Source organism: Streptomyces sp. NPDC002076 (assembly GCF_053593835.1).
The window spans coordinates 93,014-109,584 of the sequence record NZ_JBSFDI010000025.1; the positions used below are offsets into that span (position 1 = coordinate 93,014).

Here is a 16,571-nt window from a genome sequence, read left to right on the forward strand (position 1 = left end):
CGCGGCCGTCGTTCTCCCTGCGCACGTCCCGACCCGTACCGAAAGGAAGGTTGTCCCATGGGTGTGCCCACCCGGGCCGATCTGGCCGGCATCCCCGACTACATCATCCCGGGCCGGCCGCCCGGCGCTGTCCTGCTCAACTCGAACGAGAGTTCCCTCCCTCCGCTGCCCGCGGTCGTCGAGGCGGTCGCCCGGGCCGCCGCCGAGGGACACCGGTACCCGCAGTGGTTCTCCGAGGACTTGGTGGCGCGGCTGGCCGCCGAACTGGAGGTCCCCGAGTCATGGGTCGCGATCGGCTGCGGCTCGGTGAGCCTGTGCCAGCAGCTGATCCAGGCCTACTGCGCTCCGGGCGACGAAGTACTGTGCGCCTGGCGGTCGTTCGAGGCGTATCCCGTCTTCGCACGGGTCGCCGGAGTCCACGCCCGTACCGTGGCGCTGGACTCCGGGCATCGGCACGACCTGGCCGCCATGGCGGATGCCGTCTCCCCGGCGACCCGCGTGGTCTTCGTCTGCAACCCCAACAATCCGACCGGCACCGCGGTCGACGCCCGCGAACTGCGGGACTTCATGGAGCGAATCCCGGACGACGTGCTCGTGGTGCTGGACGAGGCGTACCGGGAGTTCGTGACGGACCCTGACGTACCCGATGGCCTGTTGCTCGCTCGTGAACGCGAGAACGTGGCGGTCCTGCGCACCTTCTCCAAGGCCTACGGGCTCGCCGGCATCAGGGTCGGCTACTGCGTCGGCTCACCGGCCGTCGTCTCGGCGGTCAACAAGGTGGCGGTGCCCTTCGCGGTCAGTCGCTTGGCCCAGGTTGCGGCGGAGGCCGCGCTGGCCCACACCGCTGAAGTGAGCGAGCGCTGCCGGGCCGTGGCGGCAGAGCGGGAGCACCTACGAGACCGGCTGCTGGCGGCGGGCCTGTCCGTCCCTGCCTCCCAGACGAACTTCCTGTGGCTTCCGTTGGGCGACCGTTCGGCGGACTTCGCCGGTTTCTGCGCGGACCGCGGTGTGCTGGTCCGGTGCTTCGGAAACGAGGGAGTACGGGTGACCGTAGGGGTGCGGGAGGAGAACGACGTCTTCGTGCAGGCGGTGCAGGAGTACGCGTCCGACGCGGGGGCTGGCTTCTGAACGTGCCGCCCCGCGGGGCTGTCGCCTTCACCACCTGTGCCGCACCCGAACGTAGTGGCCTGCGGCCGCGGGCCGAAGGCTGGGAGGCGGATGTGGCTTGCGGACGGGTACTCGCCCGCCGGGCCGCGCCTTAGACTGCGACCGCTCCGAAATCTGACGATCTTTTGGAGGGTGTGCAGGATGGACCGAGCTCTCATGACCGCATTGGCGGCAGCAGCGTTGGTCGTGTCCGGGGGCAGCACCACCGCCTCCGCTTCCGATGCCCCCCCGCGAACCACGCACGGTCCTTGCCAGTACACCCAGACACCGAACGAGCCGGCGGCGCGGCCGGTTCCCCTGCCGCCCGACCCGCGGCACACCCCCAGTCACGGCACGGTCGATATGGCTGTCCCGACCAGCCAGGGCCCGCTCCCGCTGCGTCTGGACCGGGCGAAGGCGCCGTGCACGGTCCAGAGCTTCGTGCACCTGGCGCGGCACCGGTTCTACGACCGTACGGTGTGCCATCGGCTGACGGCGTATCCGACGCTGAAGGTCCTGCAGTGTGGCGACCCGACAGGCACTGGCGAGGGTGGGCCGGGGTACGAGTACAAGGACGAGCTGCCGGTGGACCTGCCGCCGGCACCGAGCGATCCGACCGGCGTCCGTCGCCTTTACGGGCGCGGTTTGCTGGCGATGGCCAACGCCGGGCCGAACACGAACGGTTCGCAGTTCTTCGTCGTCTACGGCAACTCCGCGCTGCGACCGGACTACACGGTGTTCGGCACTGTCGGTGCCGCCGGCCTGAAGACGCTCGACAAGATCGCTGCTGGCGGTATCGAGCCAACTTCGCAGGACCCGGCGCCTGTCGACGGCATGCCCGTGCTGCGGACCGAGCTGCTGAGCGTCCGGCCGTCCTGCCGGCCCTGATGAACTGTGGTGCGGTCACCGTGGGTCCAGCTATGGCGCTGGATCGCCGACCTGCATATTCATGAATCCGGTAGATTCTGCTCGACCGTTTTCCGGGTCCTGGCGGTTCAACGTGTGGAGTGCGTCGTGATGCCTGGATCTGTCGTGGATTCGAGGGTGGAGACCGGGGGAGCGCGGTCGTAGCGACGGCCGGTGGTGCGCTGTGGTGGTCGATGACGAAGGCCACGCGGCCGACTCAACCCCTCCCAGATTTCTCCCACAGACCGCGAGGTTGCACTGCTGACCAGGTGAGGGCCTGCGCGGTCCGCCCGCACTTTGAAGAGATCGATCTCAACGCTTCCGTCGACGTCCGCCCCGGCCCGCTGCCGCTTCCGCGGTTGTCGTTTCCCTCTCCGGCCCGGGGCGATCGGCTGCGACCACCAGGGCCGCCAATAGCGTCGTGACCGGGACCGAGGCGACCAGGCCGATCGAGCCCACCAGCGTGCGCACGATCTCTTCGGCGACCAGTTCGCTGTTGGCGACCGTGCTCACGCCGCTCTGGGCGATGGAGAAGAGGAGCAGGAGGGGGAGTGCGGCGCCGGCGTAGGCGAGGACGAGGGTGTTGACCACGGAGGCGATGTGGTCGCGGCCGATGCGGATGCCTGCCCGGTACAGTCCGCGCCAGCCCATCGTGGGGTTGGCGTCGTGCAGTTCCCAGACGGCCGAGGTCTGGGTCACGGTGACGTCGTCGAGCACGCCGAGGGAGCCGATGATGACGCCGGCGAGCAGCAGGCCGCTCATGTCGAGCTTCGGGAAGAGGCCGTGGATCAGGCCGGTTTGGTCGTCGGTGTTGCCGGTGAGCGCGGCCCAGTCGATGAACTGGGAGCCGAGGATGCCGATCAGTGCCAGTGAGACCAGTGTGCCGAGCACGGCCACCGAGGTGCGGGCCGATAGGCCGTGGCACATGTACAGGGCGATCAGCATGATCGCACTCGAGCCGACCACCGCCACCAGGAGCGGGTTCGAGCCCTGCAGGATCGCGGGCAGGATGAAGAAGTTCAGCACCAGGAAGCTGATGGCCAGCGCGACCAGCGCCATCACGCCGCGCAGCCGGCCCACGACCACGACGGCGAGGGCGAAGATGCCTGCGAGCAGGCCCATCGGGAAGCGACGGTTGACGTCGGTGACCGAGTACTGCAGATCCTTGGGCGCGGAGGGTTCGTAGGCGGTGACGACCTGCTCGCCTTGGTGGAGCTGCCGTGCCTGGTCGGGCTGCACGATCTCGGTGAAGGTGCGTCCCTTGTCCTTGCCGGTGTCGACCCGGATCGTGGCCTTGTGGCAGGTGCCGCTCGTCTCCTGCTGTGCCGAGTTGCCCTCGGCGGTGGAGGTGTCGCCGGTGAGGGTCTCGCCGGAGGCGTTCACCGACTTGCAGCTCACCTCGACGACCCGGGTGACCGTCGCCTGCTGGGTTTGCTGGTCGAAGCCGACACCGGTGCGCTTGTGCGGCGGGGCTCCGCCCGGCCACAGCACCACGAGCCCCACGACCACGGCGGCGGTGAAGGGGATCAGGATGGCCGCGATGACCTTGCGCAGGTGCCGGGAGACCGGCGCCGCGGGCCCGTGGCTGTGGCCGTGTCCGTGACCGCCGGCTCCCGCTTCGGGGCTGTGACCGGAGCCATGTTCGGCGGCGGTCGCTGGTGCGTGCCCATGGCCTATCGCCTGAGAGAGGGGGAGGTGGCCCGCGCCCGCATCGGGTCCGTAGCCGGGGTGAGGTGTCGACTCAGGGACATTTCCGTACCCGTAGTCGTGGCCGTACTCGCTCGTGCGACCACCTCTGGGTCGGGGCAGGTCGCCGACCTGGTTCCAGTCTCCGGCGCTCTGCCGGTCAGCGGTTCCCATGCCGTCTCCCTCGCGGTTGTCCGTGCCCCCTCCGGAGCCGGTCCTGCGCGGCGGCTCTGAGGAAGAGTACGGGAACGGCTGTGGCGTGGACTCAGCCCGAGCATCGCCAGAAGATCGAGCGTTCTGCTCACCATGCCTGGATCATGAACCTCTTCACCGGCCGCATTTTCCGCGCCGCCCCCGGGGTTGCGTGCCGCGAAACTCCCGTCGCCATGGGAGGAGCACGGCTCCTCTGCGGGTGTGCGGCAGGACGCGAAGGGGCGTGGTCGGGTCGTAGATCCGTTCAGTCTCGGGGCTGGAGAGCCCTTGCGGCGCGTTCCCAACGCCGGTGGCCAGAGGCGGCGCGGCGGTGCGCGGCCGGCTGACGTCATCGGGCTCGTGGAGGGTGCCGCAGACGCTGGACAACGGTGAAAGGAGCGCTTGCGGTTGCTGTGCGGTCCCGGAAGGGAGTTCAGGCTGATCAACAGAATGAGCCCCGTTCACGGAAGATGCCGTCGACACCCACCAGGGCCAGCTCTGGGTCCAATGCCTGGCCAGCACGCGCCGGCCCCATGAGGGGGCCAACCGCATTCTATGGAGAAGCAAAGAATTCGACCTGGTACTGCCCGGTAGGACCTGTTCCGGTCTACGTTCCCCCCGCACCCTGTCATGTCACGCTCACCCGGCGTGGCAGGGGGCTGTGAGTGTCATGCTCCTGACTGCGCGGTTCCTCCGCCGCTACGCGCAATCACGGGCCTGCCCATCCAGTGCGAAACCCCACGTCAACCGGAGGCAGTACCCCATGCGTGAGTCACACCCGAGCGGGCGGAGACGGAGTCTGCGAAGACTCGTCGCCGTCGCCTTCCCCGCCCTCGCACTGACCGTCGCCGGATTCACCGCCGCACCGACGGCCGGCGCCCAGCCTGCCGCGACCCACCCTCAGACCTCCAAGGTCACGCAGAACAACAAGGCACTGACCGCCCCCGAGCGGCAGACCTACCACTCGACCGGCAAGGCCGGCCAGAAGGTGCCGACCCAGCACCTGTGCGCCACCGCCGAGCCGGGTCATGCGTCCTGTTTCGCCCAGCGCCGTACCGACATCAAGCAGCGGCTCGCCTCGGCGGTTGCCGCTGCCGCGCCTTCCGGCCTTTCCCCGGCCAACCTGCACAGCGCCTACAACCTGCCCACGGCGGCCGGTTCGGGCATGACGGTCGGCATCGTGGACGCCTACAACGACCCCAACGCCGAGTCGGACCTGGCCACGTACCGCTCCACGTACGGCCTGTCGTCCTGCACCAAGGCCAACGGCTGCTTCAAGCAGGTCAGCCAGACCGGCTCCACCACCTCGCTGCCGACCAACGACAGCGGCTGGGCCGGTGAAGAGATGCTCGACATCGACATGGTCAGCGCGGTCTGCCCGAACTGCAGCATCATCCTGGTCGAGGCCAACTCCGCGAGCATGGCCGACCTCGGCGCCGCCGAGAACGAGGCCGTGGCACTCGGCGCCAAGTTCATCTCCAACAGCTGGGGCGGCTCCGAGTCCTCCTCGCAGACCAGCGACGACACGTCGTACTTCAAGCACCCGGGTGTCGCGATCACCGTGTCCTCGGGTGACTCCGCCTACGGCGCCGAGTACCCGGCCACCTCCCAGTACGTGACGGCCGTCGGCGGCACCGCGCTCACCACCGCCTCCAACTCCCGCGGCTGGAGCGAGTCGGTGTGGCACACCAACTCCACCGAGGGCACCGGCTCCGGCTGTTCGGCGTACGACCCGAAGCCGAGCTGGCAGACCGACACCGGCTGCACCAAGCGCATGGAGGCCGACGTCTCCGCCGTCGCCGACCCGGCCACCGGCGTCGCGGTCTACGACACCTACGGCGGCACCGGCTGGGCGGTCTACGGCGGCACCAGCGCCAGCTCGCCGATCATCGCCTCCGTCTACGCTCTCGCGGGCACTCCGGGCTCCAGCGACTACCCGGCGAAGTACCCCTACCAGCACACCGGCAACCTGTACGACGTCACCAGCGGCAACAACGGCAGCTGCTCCCCGTCGTACTTCTGCACCGCGGGCACCGGCTACGACGGCCCGACCGGCTGGGGCACCCCGAACGGCACCGCCGCCTTCACCGCCGGCTCCACCGGTGGCAACACGGTGACCGTCACCAACCCCGGCAGCCAGTCCACCACCACCGGAAGCTCGGTCAGCCTGCAGATCAAGGCCACCGACAGCGGCGGCGCCTCCCTCACCTACAGCGCGAGCGGCCTGCCGACCGGTCTGTCCATCAACAGCTCCACCGGCCTGATCTCCGGCACGGCGTCCACCGCGGGCACCTACCAGGTCACCGTCACCGCGAAGGACTCCACCGGAGCCTCCGGCTCGACCTCCTTCACCTGGACCGTCGGCTCCGGCGGAGGCGGCTGCACCTCCTCCCAGCTGCTGGCCAACCCGGGCTTCGAGTCGGGCAACACCGGCTGGACCGCCACCAGCGGTGTGATCGTCAACGACACCGGTGAGGCGGCCCACAGCGGCTCGTACTACGCCTGGCTCGACGGCTACGGCTCCTCGCACACCGACACGCTGTCCCAGTCGGTGACGATCCCGGCCGGCTGCAAGGCCACGCTCACCTTCTACCTGCACATCGACACCTCGGAGACCACCACCAGCACCCAGTACGACAAGCTGACGGTGACCGCCGGTTCGACCACCCTGGCGACCTACTCGAACCTCAACCACAACTCCGGGTACGCGCAGAAGACCTTCGACCTGTCCTCGCTGGCGGGCCAGACCGTCACCCTGAAGTTCAACGGCGTGGAGGACTCCTCGCTGCAGACCAGCTTCGTCGTGGACGACACCGCCCTGACGACCAGCTGATCCTCCGCACGACCCCGGGTCCCGCACGCGGAAGCCGTCCGCGTGCGGGGCACGCCGTACCCACCTGCTCGTTGCAGCACGCCACGAGCTGGTGCCGCCGCCCGCCGTTCAGAGTGGCGGAAGGCGCGTTCGAAACCGGTCACAGATACGGGCTGCGTCGCTGGCGCGCCCGTTGTGAGCCCCTGGTGTGCCGGGTCACCAACTGCTGTTGGTCACGCCAGGGAGCTCGCCCGCGTGGGCCATCTCGCGTACGCGGATACGGGACAGGCCGAAGGCGCGCAGGTAGCCGCGGGGGCGGCCGTCCACGCAGTCGCGATTGCGCAGGCGGGTGGCACTGGCGTCGCGCGGCTGCCGGCGTAGTTCCCGCTGGGCGGCGGCACGGTCCTCCTCAGAGCTTCCGGGGAACGCGATGATCGCCTTCAACGCGGCGCGGCGCGCGGCGTATCGGGCCACGACGAGCCGCCGCTGCTCGTTCTTTGCGATCTTGCTCTCCTTCGCCATCAGACCTTCCCTCCACGGGCGCGGATGCGGGCCACCGCGGCCTCGATGCCGATCGTGTCGACCGTCTTGATGCCCTTGGCCGAGAGCGTGAGCCGGACGTGCCGGCCTTCGCTCGGCAACCAGTAGCGCTTGCTCTGGACGTTGGGATCGAAACGGCGCTTGCTGCGCCGGTGCGAGTGGGAGATGTGGTGCCCGAAGCCGGGCTGTCGGCCGGTGAGTTGGCAGTGGGCGGACATGGCTGTTCCTCCTTGGGGTGGATGCAGCAGCACACTAGCGCCAGATGAAAATGAAAACCAATCTCTGTATGATGCTGTCCATGGCCCGTAACGAACTGCGCCCGATCATCAAGCTGAGGTCCACCGCCGGTACCGGCTACACCTACGTGACCCGCAAGAACCGTCGTAACAACCCCGACCGGCTCACCTTGCGCAAGTACGACCCGGTCGCCGGCCGCCACGTCGACTTCCGTGAGGAGCGCTGAGAGCCGTGAAACCCGGAATCCACCCCGAGTACCGCCCGGTCGTCTTCCGTGACCGCGCCGCCGACTACGCCTTCCTCACCCGGTCCACGGCCACGAGCGACAAGACCATCGAATGGGAGGACGGCAACACCTACCCGGTCATCGACGTCGAGATCTCCTCGGCGAGCCACCCCTTCTACACCGGCACCCAACGGGTCCTGGACACCGCGGGGCGGGTCGAACGCTTCGAGCGGCGGTACGGACGCGGACGGAGCGAGCGGTGAACGGGGGCGAGGCGCGGCTGCCGGTGGCGATCGTCGGCGGGTTGCACGCGGACGCCCGCCGGGCCGCCGTCGAGGAGATCCTGCGTACGGTCCCCGGCTCGGTCGCGCTGCACCACGATCTGACGTCCGCCGTGGACAGCGCGGTGCGCCGGACGGTGCGCGACGCCGACGGTTTGCTGGGCAGTGGCAACGCACCCCTGGTGAATGACTGCGCGTGCTGCGCACTTCGCGAGGATCTCGTCCCCGAACTGCTGCGGCTCGCAGCGGAGGGAACGTACCGGCTGGCCGTCGTGGAACTGTGGGACTCCGTCGAGCCCCAGGCCATGGCCGCAGTCATCGCCGCCGCGGGCGCACCGCTGGCCCTGACCGGTGTCGCCACCGCGGTCGACCCCGCACTCGTCCTGCCGTACCTGTCCAACGGCGACGACCTGGCCGACGTCGGCCTCGCCGCCGCGCCGACCGACCAGCGCACGGTCGCCGACACCTTCGCCCGGCAGCTGGAGTACCCCACGGTGATCGCCCTCGGCGACGACGATTCTTGCGACGAGGTCGCCGACGACACCGACCACGCGCTGCTCGCCCAGCTCACACCAGGCGCACGAAGCGTACGGGTGGAGAGCGACGGTGCCCTGGGGGCAGCGCTGTTGGCGGGCTTCGACGTGGCAGCGGCCGCCGCCCGTGTGCATCCTGCGTGCGCGCTGCTGCCGCAGGAGTGCGACGAGCACGGCGTGAGCACCTTCGTCTGGCGGCGCGAACGGCCCTTCCATCCGCAGCGCCTGTACGCGGCGCTTGAGGACCTCACCTGCGCCGCCGCGCGCAGCCGGGGGCGGTTCTGGCTGGCGGACCGCCCCGACACACTGCTGTCCTGGGACGCCGCCGGCGGCGCGCTGTGCGTGGAGTCGGCCGGGCCCTGGCTGGCAGCTCTGCCCGACGCCGCCTGGGAGATGGTGCCCGCCGAGCGCCGCCTCGCCGCCTTGGTGGACTGGCACCCGGAACACGGCGACCGCTGCCAGTACCTCACCTTCACCTCGCCCGGCCTGGACCGCGACGGCCTGTCGGCCCTGCTCGACTCATGCCTGCTCACCGACGACGAGTACGCGGCGGGCAGGGACCGCTGGAAGCAACTCCCGTACACCTTCGACGACTTGCTCGACCCCGTGACCTGAAAGAGAGGACCGGCCTCACCATGACCCGACGCACAAGCATCCGGCGTCAGACTGCCAAGCGCCAGCGCACCAACCCGCTGGACGCCGCCGGAATCACCTACATCGACTACAAGGACACCGACTTGCTGCGGAAGTTCATCTCCGACCGCGGAAAGATCCGCAGCCGTCGGGTGACCCACGTGACGCGTCAGCAGCAGCGGCAGGTAGCACAGGCCATCAAGAACGCACGTGAGATGGCGCTCCTGCCCTACGGCTCCCGATAGAGCGATGGCGCCGCACCTTCCGTTACGCCCTGTACCGGTAGCGGATCCGGCCGCGGGTGAGGTCGTAGGGGCTGAGTTCCACGAGCACTCGGTCGTACGGGAGGATCTTGATGCGGTTCTTCCGGATCTTCCCGCTGATGTGGGCGAGCACTGTGTGCCCACTCTGGAGTTCCACCTTGAAGGTGGCGTTGCGCAGGCACTCGATGACGGTGCCTTCGGCTTCTACGCCCCCTGCTGCCTTTGTCATGGTCTCTCACTTCTCCCGTTCTGTGACGGCGAATTCAGTAGGAAGCGGCCGCTCGGTGCGATGCGTCGGAGCGTCAGTGGCGGACGAGCTCCAGGGTGCTGGCCGCCCGCCGGGCACCGATGCTCTCGAACAGGGCGGCGGCCGCCGCGTTGGACTCGTTCACCTCGGCCCATGCCGAAGCGGTCCCGGAGCGGTGCAAGGAACCGAGCGCGTGGGCCAGCAGCGCCCGGGCGATGCCACGGCGGTGCCGATCGGCCCGGACGGCGATCAGCCCGATCCGAGGCTGCCGGGTCAGCGGTCCCACCCGGACCAGTCCCACGTACTCGTCCACGTGCCTTGCCACCGCGTACTTCGACGGGTCGAGCACGGTGGTCCCCGCCGGGCGGGGCAGCACGTCGGCCGGCATCGTCTGCCATCCGACGGTGGCCTCGATCTCGTCGCGGACGATGCGGTCCAGGGCGCGCAACGGGCCCTCCTCCGCCTCACCGGCGGGCACGATCGTCACGCCGGACGGGGGCCGTACCGAGCCGAGCCCGGTGATCTGCGGGTCGGTGGGCACGAGACAGCCCCACTCGCGGCGTGCGGTGGTGAAGCCGGTCCGCTCCCAGGCGGACCTCGAGTCGTGGTCGGCCTCGTCGACGACGGTGTACAGCGGTGTCGAGAGGTCCGCCAGCATCGCGTCGGCGATGCGATCGAAGACCGCGCCGTGCCACGCGTCGATGCTGACGAAGAGCCGCCCGTCGGGCCGACGCGAAGCGACGCCGCGGCCGACCGTCAGGTCGTCCTCCACAGCGTGCCACTGCGTGTCCGAGACCCGCGTGACCACAACCGGATGGTTGTCCGTGCCCGGAGTGGAATGCACAAAGTTCATAGGGTTGCCTCTCAGGAGTGCCTTGTCCGAGGCGCTCCCGGCGACACCTACGTCAATCGCCCACCGTGACGACATGGGGGAGCACCCACATGGATACAGCCTTCATGGGTCTCACCTCCTCGCGTTCTCTCACGGCCGCCCAGACGCTATCAGCGGGGGCCGGTCAGCCCAACGCATTTATCCGGAGCTCTTGGTGTCCATACCGGGCCGGGCGGCGCCGTGGCTGTGTTCGCCGCCCGGCCCGGGGTCCTCAGGGGCCCGCCACGAGTTGGGGATGCTCGTGCTCGCAGGTGTCGTCGATGCCATAGGTGTCCCAGGTGGGGAACGGGTCCGTGGGCGGCAGGCTCTCCTCGTCCGCCATGAGGCAGTCGGTCAGTGCCGCGTGCAGTGCGTCCGCGTGCAGGTACGTGCCGATGAAGACCAGTTCCTGGCACTCGGGGCTCTCGCTGTCGCGTGCAGCGGACGGCTCGAAGCGTGCGACGGAGCCGGCCTGTGACCACAGGCCCGTCACATGCGGGCGGCTGGCGAGGGTGAAGAAGCCCTTGGAGCGCAGGATCTGTCCGTACGCACCGCTGTCGAGTTCCTCGGTCACGAACGTCCACAACCTGCCTGGATGGAAGGGCAGTTCAGAGCGGAAGACGGTCGAGGAGATCCCGTACTCCTCCGTCTCGGGTACGTGGTCGCCGTTGAGTTCCCTCACCCAGCCGGGGGCCTGTTGGGCGCGTTCCAGGTCGAACAGCCGGGTGCCCAGTACGTCGCTCACCTTCACGCGGCCGTGGACGGCCCGGACGAGGCGTGCGGCCGGGTTGAGGCGGGTGAGTGTCGCCCGCAGCCGGTCGTACGACTCCTTGTCCACGAGGTCGAGCTTGTTGAGGACGATGACGTCGGCGAACTCGATCTGGTCCATCAGCAGGTCACTGACGGTGCGTTCGTCGTCCTCGTACTGGTCCAGGCCGCGCTCGACGAGTTCGTCACCGCTTGCCAGCTCGGGCAGGAAGTTCGCGGCGTCCACGACCGTGACCATGGTGTCCAGGCGGGTGAGGTCGGCGAGGGTGGCGCCGTCGTCGCGGGCGAAGGCGAAGGTCGCGGCGACCGGCATGGGTTCGGAGATGCCGGACGACTCGATGAGCAGGTAGTCGAAGCGGCCCTCGCGGGCCAACCGGTCGACCTCCTGAAGCAGGTCGTCGCGCAGGGTGCAGCAGATACAGCCGTTGGTCATCTCGACCAGGCGTTCCTCGGTACGCGACAGTGCCGCCTCGCCGCCCCGCACCAGGGCGGCGTCGATGTTGACCTCGCTCATGTCGTTGACGATGACCGCGACGCGCAGGCCCTCGCGGTTGCCGAGGACATGATTGAGGAGGCTGGTCTTGCCCGCGCCGAGGAAACCGGACAGGACGGTGACGGGCAGTCGGCCGGAGGGATTGGACGGCATCGACGCTCAGCCCTCGGGGCGCAGCAGACCGCGCTCGTACGCCTTTACCAGCCGCTGCGGTACCAGGTATGACACTCCGTCGACGATGACCGGTACGAGCGCCGGCGTGGTCGCCTTCCACTGTGCGCGGCGGTGGCGGGTGTTGCTGCGGGACATCTTCCGCTTGGGAACGGCCATGGGAATCCTCCTGGTTGGGGTAGCGAGTAGAGGCTACATGAAAATGAACACCATTATGAACCGGCTAGGGGGCGATTCATTAGTTCAGGCTCACCTGAATTCAGGAATCTGTGTATCGTTGACGGTGTGCTGACTGTTGCCTCCGACATCGAGGTCCTGGTCCGGTTCGGCCGGGCGCTCGCCGATCCGATCCGCTGCCGCATCCTGCTCGCCCTGCGGGAAGCACCCGCCTATCCCGCCGACCTCGCCGACGCGCTGGATGTCTCCCGCACCAGGCTGTCGAACCACCTGGCGTGCCTGCGTGACTGCGGCCTGGTCGTCACCGTCCCCGACGGCCGTCGCACGCGCTACGAACTCGCCGACGAACGTCTCGGCCACGCGCTCGACGACCTGCGCACCGCCGTGGTCGCCGTCGAGGGCGACCGGACGTGTGTCGATGCCGAGGACAAGGGGTGCTGCTGACCGTGAGCGCAGAGATATCCCTCTCCCTCGGCCCCGACCCGGCCAGGCGCGGCGCGCTTGCCAGGCGGATACGGCTGCTGATTGCCGCGGCCATCACCTACAACGCCGTCGAGGCGGCCGTCGCCCTCACGGCCGGGACCCTGGCTTCGTCCGCCGCGCTGATCGGCTTCGGCCTCGACTCCGTCATCGAGGTCTCCTCGGCCGCCACCGTCGCCTGGCAGTTCTCCGCCCGCGAGCACGCGGTGCGTGAGGCCCGGGAGAAGACCGCGTTGCGGATCATCGCGCTGTCGTTCTTCGCGCTCGCCGCCTACGTCACCGTCGACGCCGCACGGGCCCTGGCCGGCTCAGGCGAGGCCACGCGCTCCCTGCCCGGGATTGTGCTGGCTGCCCTCTCGCTCGTGGTCATGCCGGTCCTGTCGGCGGCCCAGCGTCGCGCCGGTCGGGAACTCGGCTCCGCATCTGCCGTGGCCGACTCCAAGCAGACCCTCCTGTGCACCTATTTGTCGGCGGTGCTGCTGGTGGGCCTGGTCGTCAATGCCGTGTTCGGCTGGTCGTGGGCGGATCCGCTGGCGGCCCTGGTCATTGCCGCGGTCGCGGTGAAGGAGGGGCGCGACGCGTGGCGTGGGGAGGGGTGTTGTGCGGTGCCGGCGGCCGTTGCACCGGGCGCGCCCGGGCGGAAGGCGGATGCCTGCGGCTGTGCTTCGGGGTGCGACTGCTGCCCTTGACGGAGACCACTCCGGAAAGGAAGTGGCGCCAGAGTTCACTGGCGTTCGTCCGCCGCTTTTCCTCGGCCGCAGTCCGGGCACACTCCGGACAGCTCCACCGTGTGCCGGACGTTCGCGAACCCGGAGGTCTGAGCGATGGTGTCGGCCCATTCCTCCACCGGGCCGGAGTCGACGGGGCGGCTCAGGCCGCATTCGGTGCAGATGAGGTAGTGGCGGTGTTCGGGTCCCGGGCGGTAGCGGAAGAGGCGTTCACCGCTGGTGTCGCGCACCATGTCGGCCCGGCCGACGCCGGCCAGGCCGGCCAGCGTGCGGTAGACCGTGGAGAGGCCGACCGGTGAGCCGGCGGCGGCGAGCTGGTTGTGGAGGGCTTGGGCGCCGACGAAGCCGTCGGCCCGGATGAGCGCCTCGACCACGATGGTGCGTTGCTGGGTGAGGCGGCCGATCAGCGTGACGTCGTGCGAGGGGGTGGGGGTGCGCTGGCGGTCGGGTGCCATCGGGTGCCTTCGCTCATGTGCCGGTGGGGACGGCGGTGCGCGTACGAGGACGGGGGACCGGGCGTCGTATCAGAAAGGTCGCGGCGTAGACGGCCGTGGCGGCGGCCATGATGGCGAAGCTCGGCGGCATCTTCGGCACCGCGTACGAGGCGAAAAGCCCCGCCCACATCTCCAGCACCGCCAGCCCTGCGGAGAGGGCGAGCGCCCGGTAGGGGCGATCGGTGACCCGGATCGCGGCGCCGGCCGGGGCGGCGAGCAGACCGAGCAGGAGGAGGGAGCCGACCGCCTGGGTGGCCTCGGCGGCGCTGATCCCGGCCAGGGCGAGGAAGCCGTAGCCGAGCAGCCGGACCGGTACCCCACGAGCCGCAGCCACGGCCTCGTCGAGCGTGGCGAACAGCAGCGGTCGGGCGATGAGGACCACCAGCAGGCCGACCCCGGCTGCCACAGGGGCGGCGACTGCCGCGCTGCTGGAGGAGATGCCGAAGACGGAGCCGAACAGCACACTCACCCCTGCGGTGCCGTTGGTGGTGCTGCGCGAGGTCGTGTAGAGCGTGATGAAGAAGGCGCCAAGGCCCAGGATCCAGGAGAAGACGCTCCCGATGACCACGTCGTCGGGTCGCGCCTTGCGGCCGAGGGTGCCGAAGAGCAGCGCCATGGCGATGGTGGCGGCGAACAGCCCGAGGCGAAGGTCGGCGCCGAAGGCGAGGGCGGCCATCGCGCCGGTGAAGGCGACGTGGCTGAGCGCGTCGCCGGTGAAGACCTGGGCCCGCAGCACCAGGAAGTAGCCGACCAGCCCGCAGGCGGCGGCGATGGCGGTACCGGCGAGGAAGGCGTGCAGGAAGAACGGGTGGGACAGCGGGGAGACGGCGAGCAGGACGGTCATGCGACCACCTCCTTGGCGGCGGGCGTGGCCCCGGCCCGGGTGCGAGCGAGTCCCTCGCGCAGCGAGCGCCGGCCCAGCGCGAGCAGGTATCCGGCGAAGGCGATGGTCGTCACGAAGAAGCCCAGAGGGTAGGGCCAGTAGTAGGCTGCGGTGAGTCCCAGCCAGGTCGCGGCGAAGGCCAGCAGGACGGCCAGGGTCAGACTCAACGCCGGGCGGGCGGTGAGGACTTGCGCGGTGGCGGCCGGAATCACCATGAGGGCGAAGACCAGAAGGGTCCCGGTGATCTGGCTCGCCTCGGCGGTGGCCGCACCGAGCAGGACGAGGAAGACCACCGAGAGGGCGCGGACCGGCAACCCGCGCCCGCCGGCCACCTGCGGGTCCACGGACGCGAACAGCAACGGCCGCCCGATCAGCGCCAGCACCGCGAGCACCACCGCACCGACCACCGTCAGCACGGTCACCTGGGAGGAGGTGATTCCCAGGAAGGTGCCGAAGAGAATGGTCTGCGGCCCCTCCAGCAGCCCTCTGTACAGGGCGGTGAACAGGAAGCCGGACGCGAGCAGGAACGCCTGCACGGTCCCGGTCAGCGCCGACTCCTCGTGCTCACCGCCGCCCCGCAGGGCCGCGATCACCAGCGCGGCGGCCACGCACAGCGTGAAGTAGCCGTAGACCGCGCTGAACCCGAGCAGGAGCGCTCCGGCGGCGCCGGGGAAGGCGACGGCGGAGACGGTGTGCGCGGCGAACGTCTGCCGCCGCAGCACCACGAACCACCCCACGACCGCGGAGACCACGGCCACGACCGCGCCGGCGCGGAACGCGTTGACCATGAAGGGGTAGGACCACATGTCCTGGAAGTCGGTCAGGAGGTTCCACGACCAGGTTGGTGCCCCTGCCTCAGCCAGCAGCATGACCGCTCCCCGGAGTGTCGTGCCGGTCGGTGTGCACGGCCGGTGCCTCCGGCTGGCCCACCACGACCAGTCGCCCGTCCGAGGTCTGCAGCACCTCGACCGGTGTGCCGTACAGCCGGGTCAGCGTCTCGGAGGTGATGACCTCGGTCGGTGTGCCCGCGGCGGCGCCGCCCTCGGCCAGGTACACCACCCGGTCCAGGTGGTGGAGTATCGGGTTCACGTCATGGGCGACCATGACCACCGAGACACCCTCGTGATGGCAGATGCGCCCGATCAGCGCCGCGACGGCGCTCTGGTTGGGCAGGTCGAGGCTGTCCAACGGTTCGTCGAGCAGGAGCAGTTCGGGCCTGCGGACCAGTGCCTGGGCGATCAGTAGGCGCTGCTGCTCGCCGCCGGAACACTGCCCGATGGGCCGGTGCGCGTACGCCGACGCCCCGACCAGCTCGATCACCTCGTCCACCCGTGCACGGGCGGACCGCCGACGCGCGCTCGGGAACGGCAGCGGCACCCCCCACCGGTCACCGTCCAGGCCCATGCGCACCACATCGACACCGCGGATGCGCAGATCGGCGTCGAAGCTGCGCCGCTGCGGCAGGTAGCCGATGCGGTCGTTGGCCTGCCCGGGCCGGGCGCCGAGCACCCGAACCTCGCCGGCCGCCGCGGGCAGGGCGCCCAGCAGGACCTTGATCATGGTGGACTTGCCGACGCCGTTGGGGCCGAGCACGGCGGTGAACTCGCCGGCCCCGATGCGAAGGTCCACCCCCGACCACAGCGTCCGGCCGCCGACGCGCACGGCGGCCCCGCGCAGGGCGACCACCGGATCGCTTCCCGCTCCTGTGGCCGTGTCGTGCCCCCCGCTTCGGCGGCCGGGGACGGTGTGACTGCTGGTGTGTGTGACGGCTTCGCGGGCCTTCGCTATCGGGTTCATGGCTCTG

20 protein-coding genes are annotated in these 16,571 nt (G+C 69.8%); 9 read left to right on the top strand and 11 right to left on the bottom strand.

The features are described 5' to 3' along the window. Nucleotides 1–57: 57 nt before the first annotated feature. Together hisC and ACWCQS_RS37705 are read left to right on the top strand one after the other, a co-directional pair. A complete protein-coding gene (hisC, locus tag ACWCQS_RS37700) occupies nt 58–1,128 on the top strand; it encodes a histidinol-phosphate transaminase (RefSeq protein WP_451008667.1) in 1,071 nt (356 codons plus the stop codon). A gap of 195 nt (nt 1,129–1,323) precedes the next feature. Further along, on the top strand, nt 1,324–2,034 hold the full coding sequence (locus tag ACWCQS_RS37705; RefSeq protein ID WP_451008668.1) for a peptidylprolyl isomerase: 711 nt from the start codon (nt 1,324–1,326) through the stop codon (nt 2,032–2,034). Nucleotides 2,035–2,364: 330 nt separating this feature from the next. Here ACWCQS_RS37705 and ACWCQS_RS37710 read toward each other — a convergent pair whose 3' ends face one another. Further along, nucleotides 2,365–3,912, bottom strand: a complete 1,548-nt coding sequence (locus ACWCQS_RS37710; protein ID WP_451008669.1) for a YibE/F family protein — start codon at nt 3,910–3,912, stop codon at nt 2,365–2,367. A gap of 781 nt (nt 3,913–4,693) precedes the next feature. On the opposite strand from ACWCQS_RS37710, the gene ACWCQS_RS37715 reads away from it, so the two are divergent. Next, a complete protein-coding gene (locus ACWCQS_RS37715) occupies nt 4,694–6,763 on the top strand; it encodes a putative Ig domain-containing protein (RefSeq protein WP_451008670.1) in 2,070 nt (689 codons plus the stop codon). A gap of 195 nt (nt 6,764–6,958) precedes the next feature. Here ACWCQS_RS37715 and rpsN read toward each other — a convergent pair whose 3' ends face one another. Next, the gene (gene rpsN / locus ACWCQS_RS37720) at nt 6,959–7,264 is read right to left on the bottom strand and encodes a 30S ribosomal protein S14 (protein WP_451008671.1); all 306 of its coding nucleotides are present in this window, start codon (nt 7,262–7,264) and stop codon (nt 6,959–6,961) included. Further along, nucleotides 7,264–7,500 carry a 50S ribosomal protein L28 gene (gene rpmB, locus ACWCQS_RS37725; protein WP_053667034.1) on the bottom strand — a complete coding sequence of 79 codons (237 nt, stop codon included), beginning with the start codon at nt 7,498–7,500 and terminating at the stop codon, nt 7,264–7,266. Before rpmB ends, rpsN begins: the two co-directional genes overlap by 1 nt. A gap of 80 nt (nt 7,501–7,580) precedes the next feature. Between rpmB and rpmG the strand changes: the two genes are divergently transcribed. From rpmG to rpsR, 4 genes are read left to right on the top strand one after another with little or no spacing between them, the layout of a single operon-like run. Beyond that, nucleotides 7,581–7,745 carry a 50S ribosomal protein L33 gene (rpmG, locus tag ACWCQS_RS37730; protein WP_014150502.1) on the top strand — a complete coding sequence of 55 codons (165 nt, stop codon included), beginning with the start codon at nt 7,581–7,583 and terminating at the stop codon, nt 7,743–7,745. Between the two features lie 5 nt (nt 7,746–7,750). After that, complete coding sequence (locus tag ACWCQS_RS37735; protein WP_330337050.1) at nt 7,751–8,008, top strand: type B 50S ribosomal protein L31; 258 nt, start codon at nt 7,751–7,753, stop codon at nt 8,006–8,008. Beyond that, entirely contained in the window at nt 8,005–9,174 is a 1,170-nt protein-coding gene (locus ACWCQS_RS37740) for a GTP-binding protein (RefSeq protein ID WP_451008672.1), read from the top strand. Before ACWCQS_RS37735 ends, ACWCQS_RS37740 begins: the two co-directional genes overlap by 4 nt. A gap of 20 nt (nt 9,175–9,194) precedes the next feature. Further along, complete coding sequence (gene rpsR / locus ACWCQS_RS37745; RefSeq protein WP_451008673.1) at nt 9,195–9,437, top strand: 30S ribosomal protein S18; 243 nt, start codon at nt 9,195–9,197, stop codon at nt 9,435–9,437. Between the two features lie 22 nt (nt 9,438–9,459). Here the strand turns inward: rpsR and infA are convergent, their stop codons facing one another. The 4 genes from infA to rpmF form a co-directional block, all read right to left on the bottom strand. After that, on the bottom strand, nt 9,460–9,684 hold the full coding sequence (gene infA / locus ACWCQS_RS37750; protein ID WP_451008674.1) for a translation initiation factor IF-1: 225 nt from the start codon (nt 9,682–9,684) through the stop codon (nt 9,460–9,462). 73 nt (nt 9,685–9,757) lie between these two features. Continuing rightward, complete coding sequence (locus ACWCQS_RS37755) at nt 9,758–10,555, bottom strand: GNAT family N-acetyltransferase (RefSeq protein WP_451008675.1); 798 nt, start codon at nt 10,553–10,555, stop codon at nt 9,758–9,760. A 250-nt stretch (nt 10,556–10,805) separates the two neighbouring features. Then, the gene (locus ACWCQS_RS37760; protein ID WP_451008676.1) at nt 10,806–11,987 is read right to left on the bottom strand and encodes a GTP-binding protein; all 1,182 of its coding nucleotides are present in this window, start codon (nt 11,985–11,987) and stop codon (nt 10,806–10,808) included. Between the two features lie 6 nt (nt 11,988–11,993). Next, a complete protein-coding gene (gene rpmF, locus ACWCQS_RS37765) occupies nt 11,994–12,164 on the bottom strand; it encodes a 50S ribosomal protein L32 (protein ID WP_055709034.1) in 171 nt (56 codons plus the stop codon). A 126-nt stretch (nt 12,165–12,290) separates the two neighbouring features. On the opposite strand from rpmF, the gene ACWCQS_RS37770 reads away from it, so the two are divergent. Then, a complete protein-coding gene (locus tag ACWCQS_RS37770; RefSeq protein WP_451008677.1) occupies nt 12,291–12,626 on the top strand; it encodes an ArsR/SmtB family transcription factor in 336 nt (111 codons plus the stop codon). Nucleotides 12,627–12,628: 2 nt separating this feature from the next. Continuing rightward, nucleotides 12,629–13,351: a cation transporter gene (locus tag ACWCQS_RS37775; protein WP_451008678.1), complete on the top strand. Its 723-nt coding sequence runs from the start codon at nt 12,629–12,631 to the stop codon at nt 13,349–13,351. A gap of 35 nt (nt 13,352–13,386) precedes the next feature. Here the strand turns inward: ACWCQS_RS37775 and ACWCQS_RS37780 are convergent, their stop codons facing one another. Genes ACWCQS_RS37780 through ACWCQS_RS37795 form a run of 4 tightly spaced genes read right to left on the bottom strand, consistent with a single transcriptional unit; the run spans nt 13,387 to nt 16,564 of the window. Then, the gene (locus ACWCQS_RS37780; RefSeq protein ID WP_451008679.1) at nt 13,387–13,845 is read right to left on the bottom strand and encodes a Fur family transcriptional regulator; all 459 of its coding nucleotides are present in this window, start codon (nt 13,843–13,845) and stop codon (nt 13,387–13,389) included. A 13-nt stretch (nt 13,846–13,858) separates the two neighbouring features. Continuing rightward, nucleotides 13,859–14,728 carry a metal ABC transporter permease gene (locus tag ACWCQS_RS37785; RefSeq protein ID WP_451008680.1) on the bottom strand — a complete coding sequence of 290 codons (870 nt, stop codon included), beginning with the start codon at nt 14,726–14,728 and terminating at the stop codon, nt 13,859–13,861. Beyond that, nucleotides 14,725–15,636, bottom strand: coding sequence for a metal ABC transporter permease (locus ACWCQS_RS37790; protein WP_451008681.1), 912 nt, complete (start codon nt 15,634–15,636; stop codon nt 14,725–14,727). The genes ACWCQS_RS37785 and ACWCQS_RS37790 overlap by 4 nt, the downstream gene beginning before the upstream one ends. Next, a complete protein-coding gene (locus tag ACWCQS_RS37795; RefSeq protein WP_451008682.1) occupies nt 15,623–16,564 on the bottom strand; it encodes a metal ABC transporter ATP-binding protein in 942 nt (313 codons plus the stop codon). The genes ACWCQS_RS37790 and ACWCQS_RS37795 overlap by 14 nt, the downstream gene beginning before the upstream one ends. Nucleotides 16,565–16,571 lie beyond the last annotated feature (7 nt).

What these genes read in the sequence shown, in the direction of transcription:
- hisC (WP_451008667.1), top strand. Translation starts at nt 58, where the DNA reads ATGGGTGTGCCCACCCGGGCCGATCTGGCCGGCATCCCCGACTACATC.
- ACWCQS_RS37705 (WP_451008668.1), top strand. Translation starts at nt 1,324, where the DNA reads ATGACCGCATTGGCGGCAGCAGCGTTGGTCGTGTCCGGGGGCAGCACC.
- ACWCQS_RS37710 (WP_451008669.1), bottom strand. Translation starts at nt 3,912, where the DNA reads ATGGGAACCGCTGACCGGCAGAGCGCCGGAGACTGGAACCAGGTCGGC.
- ACWCQS_RS37715 (WP_451008670.1), top strand. Translation starts at nt 4,694, where the DNA reads ATGCGTGAGTCACACCCGAGCGGGCGGAGACGGAGTCTGCGAAGACTC.
- rpsN (WP_451008671.1), bottom strand. Translation starts at nt 7,264, where the DNA reads ATGGCGAAGGAGAGCAAGATCGCAAAGAACGAGCAGCGGCGGCTCGTC.
- rpmB (WP_053667034.1), bottom strand. Translation starts at nt 7,500, where the DNA reads ATGTCCGCCCACTGCCAACTCACCGGCCGACAGCCCGGCTTCGGGCAC.
- rpmG (WP_014150502.1), top strand. Translation starts at nt 7,581, where the DNA reads ATGGCCCGTAACGAACTGCGCCCGATCATCAAGCTGAGGTCCACCGCC.
- rpsR (WP_451008673.1), top strand. Translation starts at nt 9,195, where the DNA reads ATGACCCGACGCACAAGCATCCGGCGTCAGACTGCCAAGCGCCAGCGC.
- infA (WP_451008674.1), bottom strand. Translation starts at nt 9,684, where the DNA reads ATGACAAAGGCAGCAGGGGGCGTAGAAGCCGAAGGCACCGTCATCGAG.
- ACWCQS_RS37755 (WP_451008675.1), bottom strand. Translation starts at nt 10,555, where the DNA reads ATGAACTTTGTGCATTCCACTCCGGGCACGGACAACCATCCGGTTGTG.
- ACWCQS_RS37760 (WP_451008676.1), bottom strand. Translation starts at nt 11,987, where the DNA reads ATGCCGTCCAATCCCTCCGGCCGACTGCCCGTCACCGTCCTGTCCGGT.
- rpmF (WP_055709034.1), bottom strand. Translation starts at nt 12,164, where the DNA reads ATGGCCGTTCCCAAGCGGAAGATGTCCCGCAGCAACACCCGCCACCGC.
- ACWCQS_RS37780 (WP_451008679.1), bottom strand. Translation starts at nt 13,845, where the DNA reads ATGGCACCCGACCGCCAGCGCACCCCCACCCCCTCGCACGACGTCACG.
- ACWCQS_RS37785 (WP_451008680.1), bottom strand. Translation starts at nt 14,728, where the DNA reads ATGACCGTCCTGCTCGCCGTCTCCCCGCTGTCCCACCCGTTCTTCCTG.
- ACWCQS_RS37790 (WP_451008681.1), bottom strand. Translation starts at nt 15,636, where the DNA reads ATGCTGCTGGCTGAGGCAGGGGCACCAACCTGGTCGTGGAACCTCCTG.
- ACWCQS_RS37795 (WP_451008682.1), bottom strand. Translation starts at nt 16,564, where the DNA reads ATGAACCCGATAGCGAAGGCCCGCGAAGCCGTCACACACACCAGCAGT.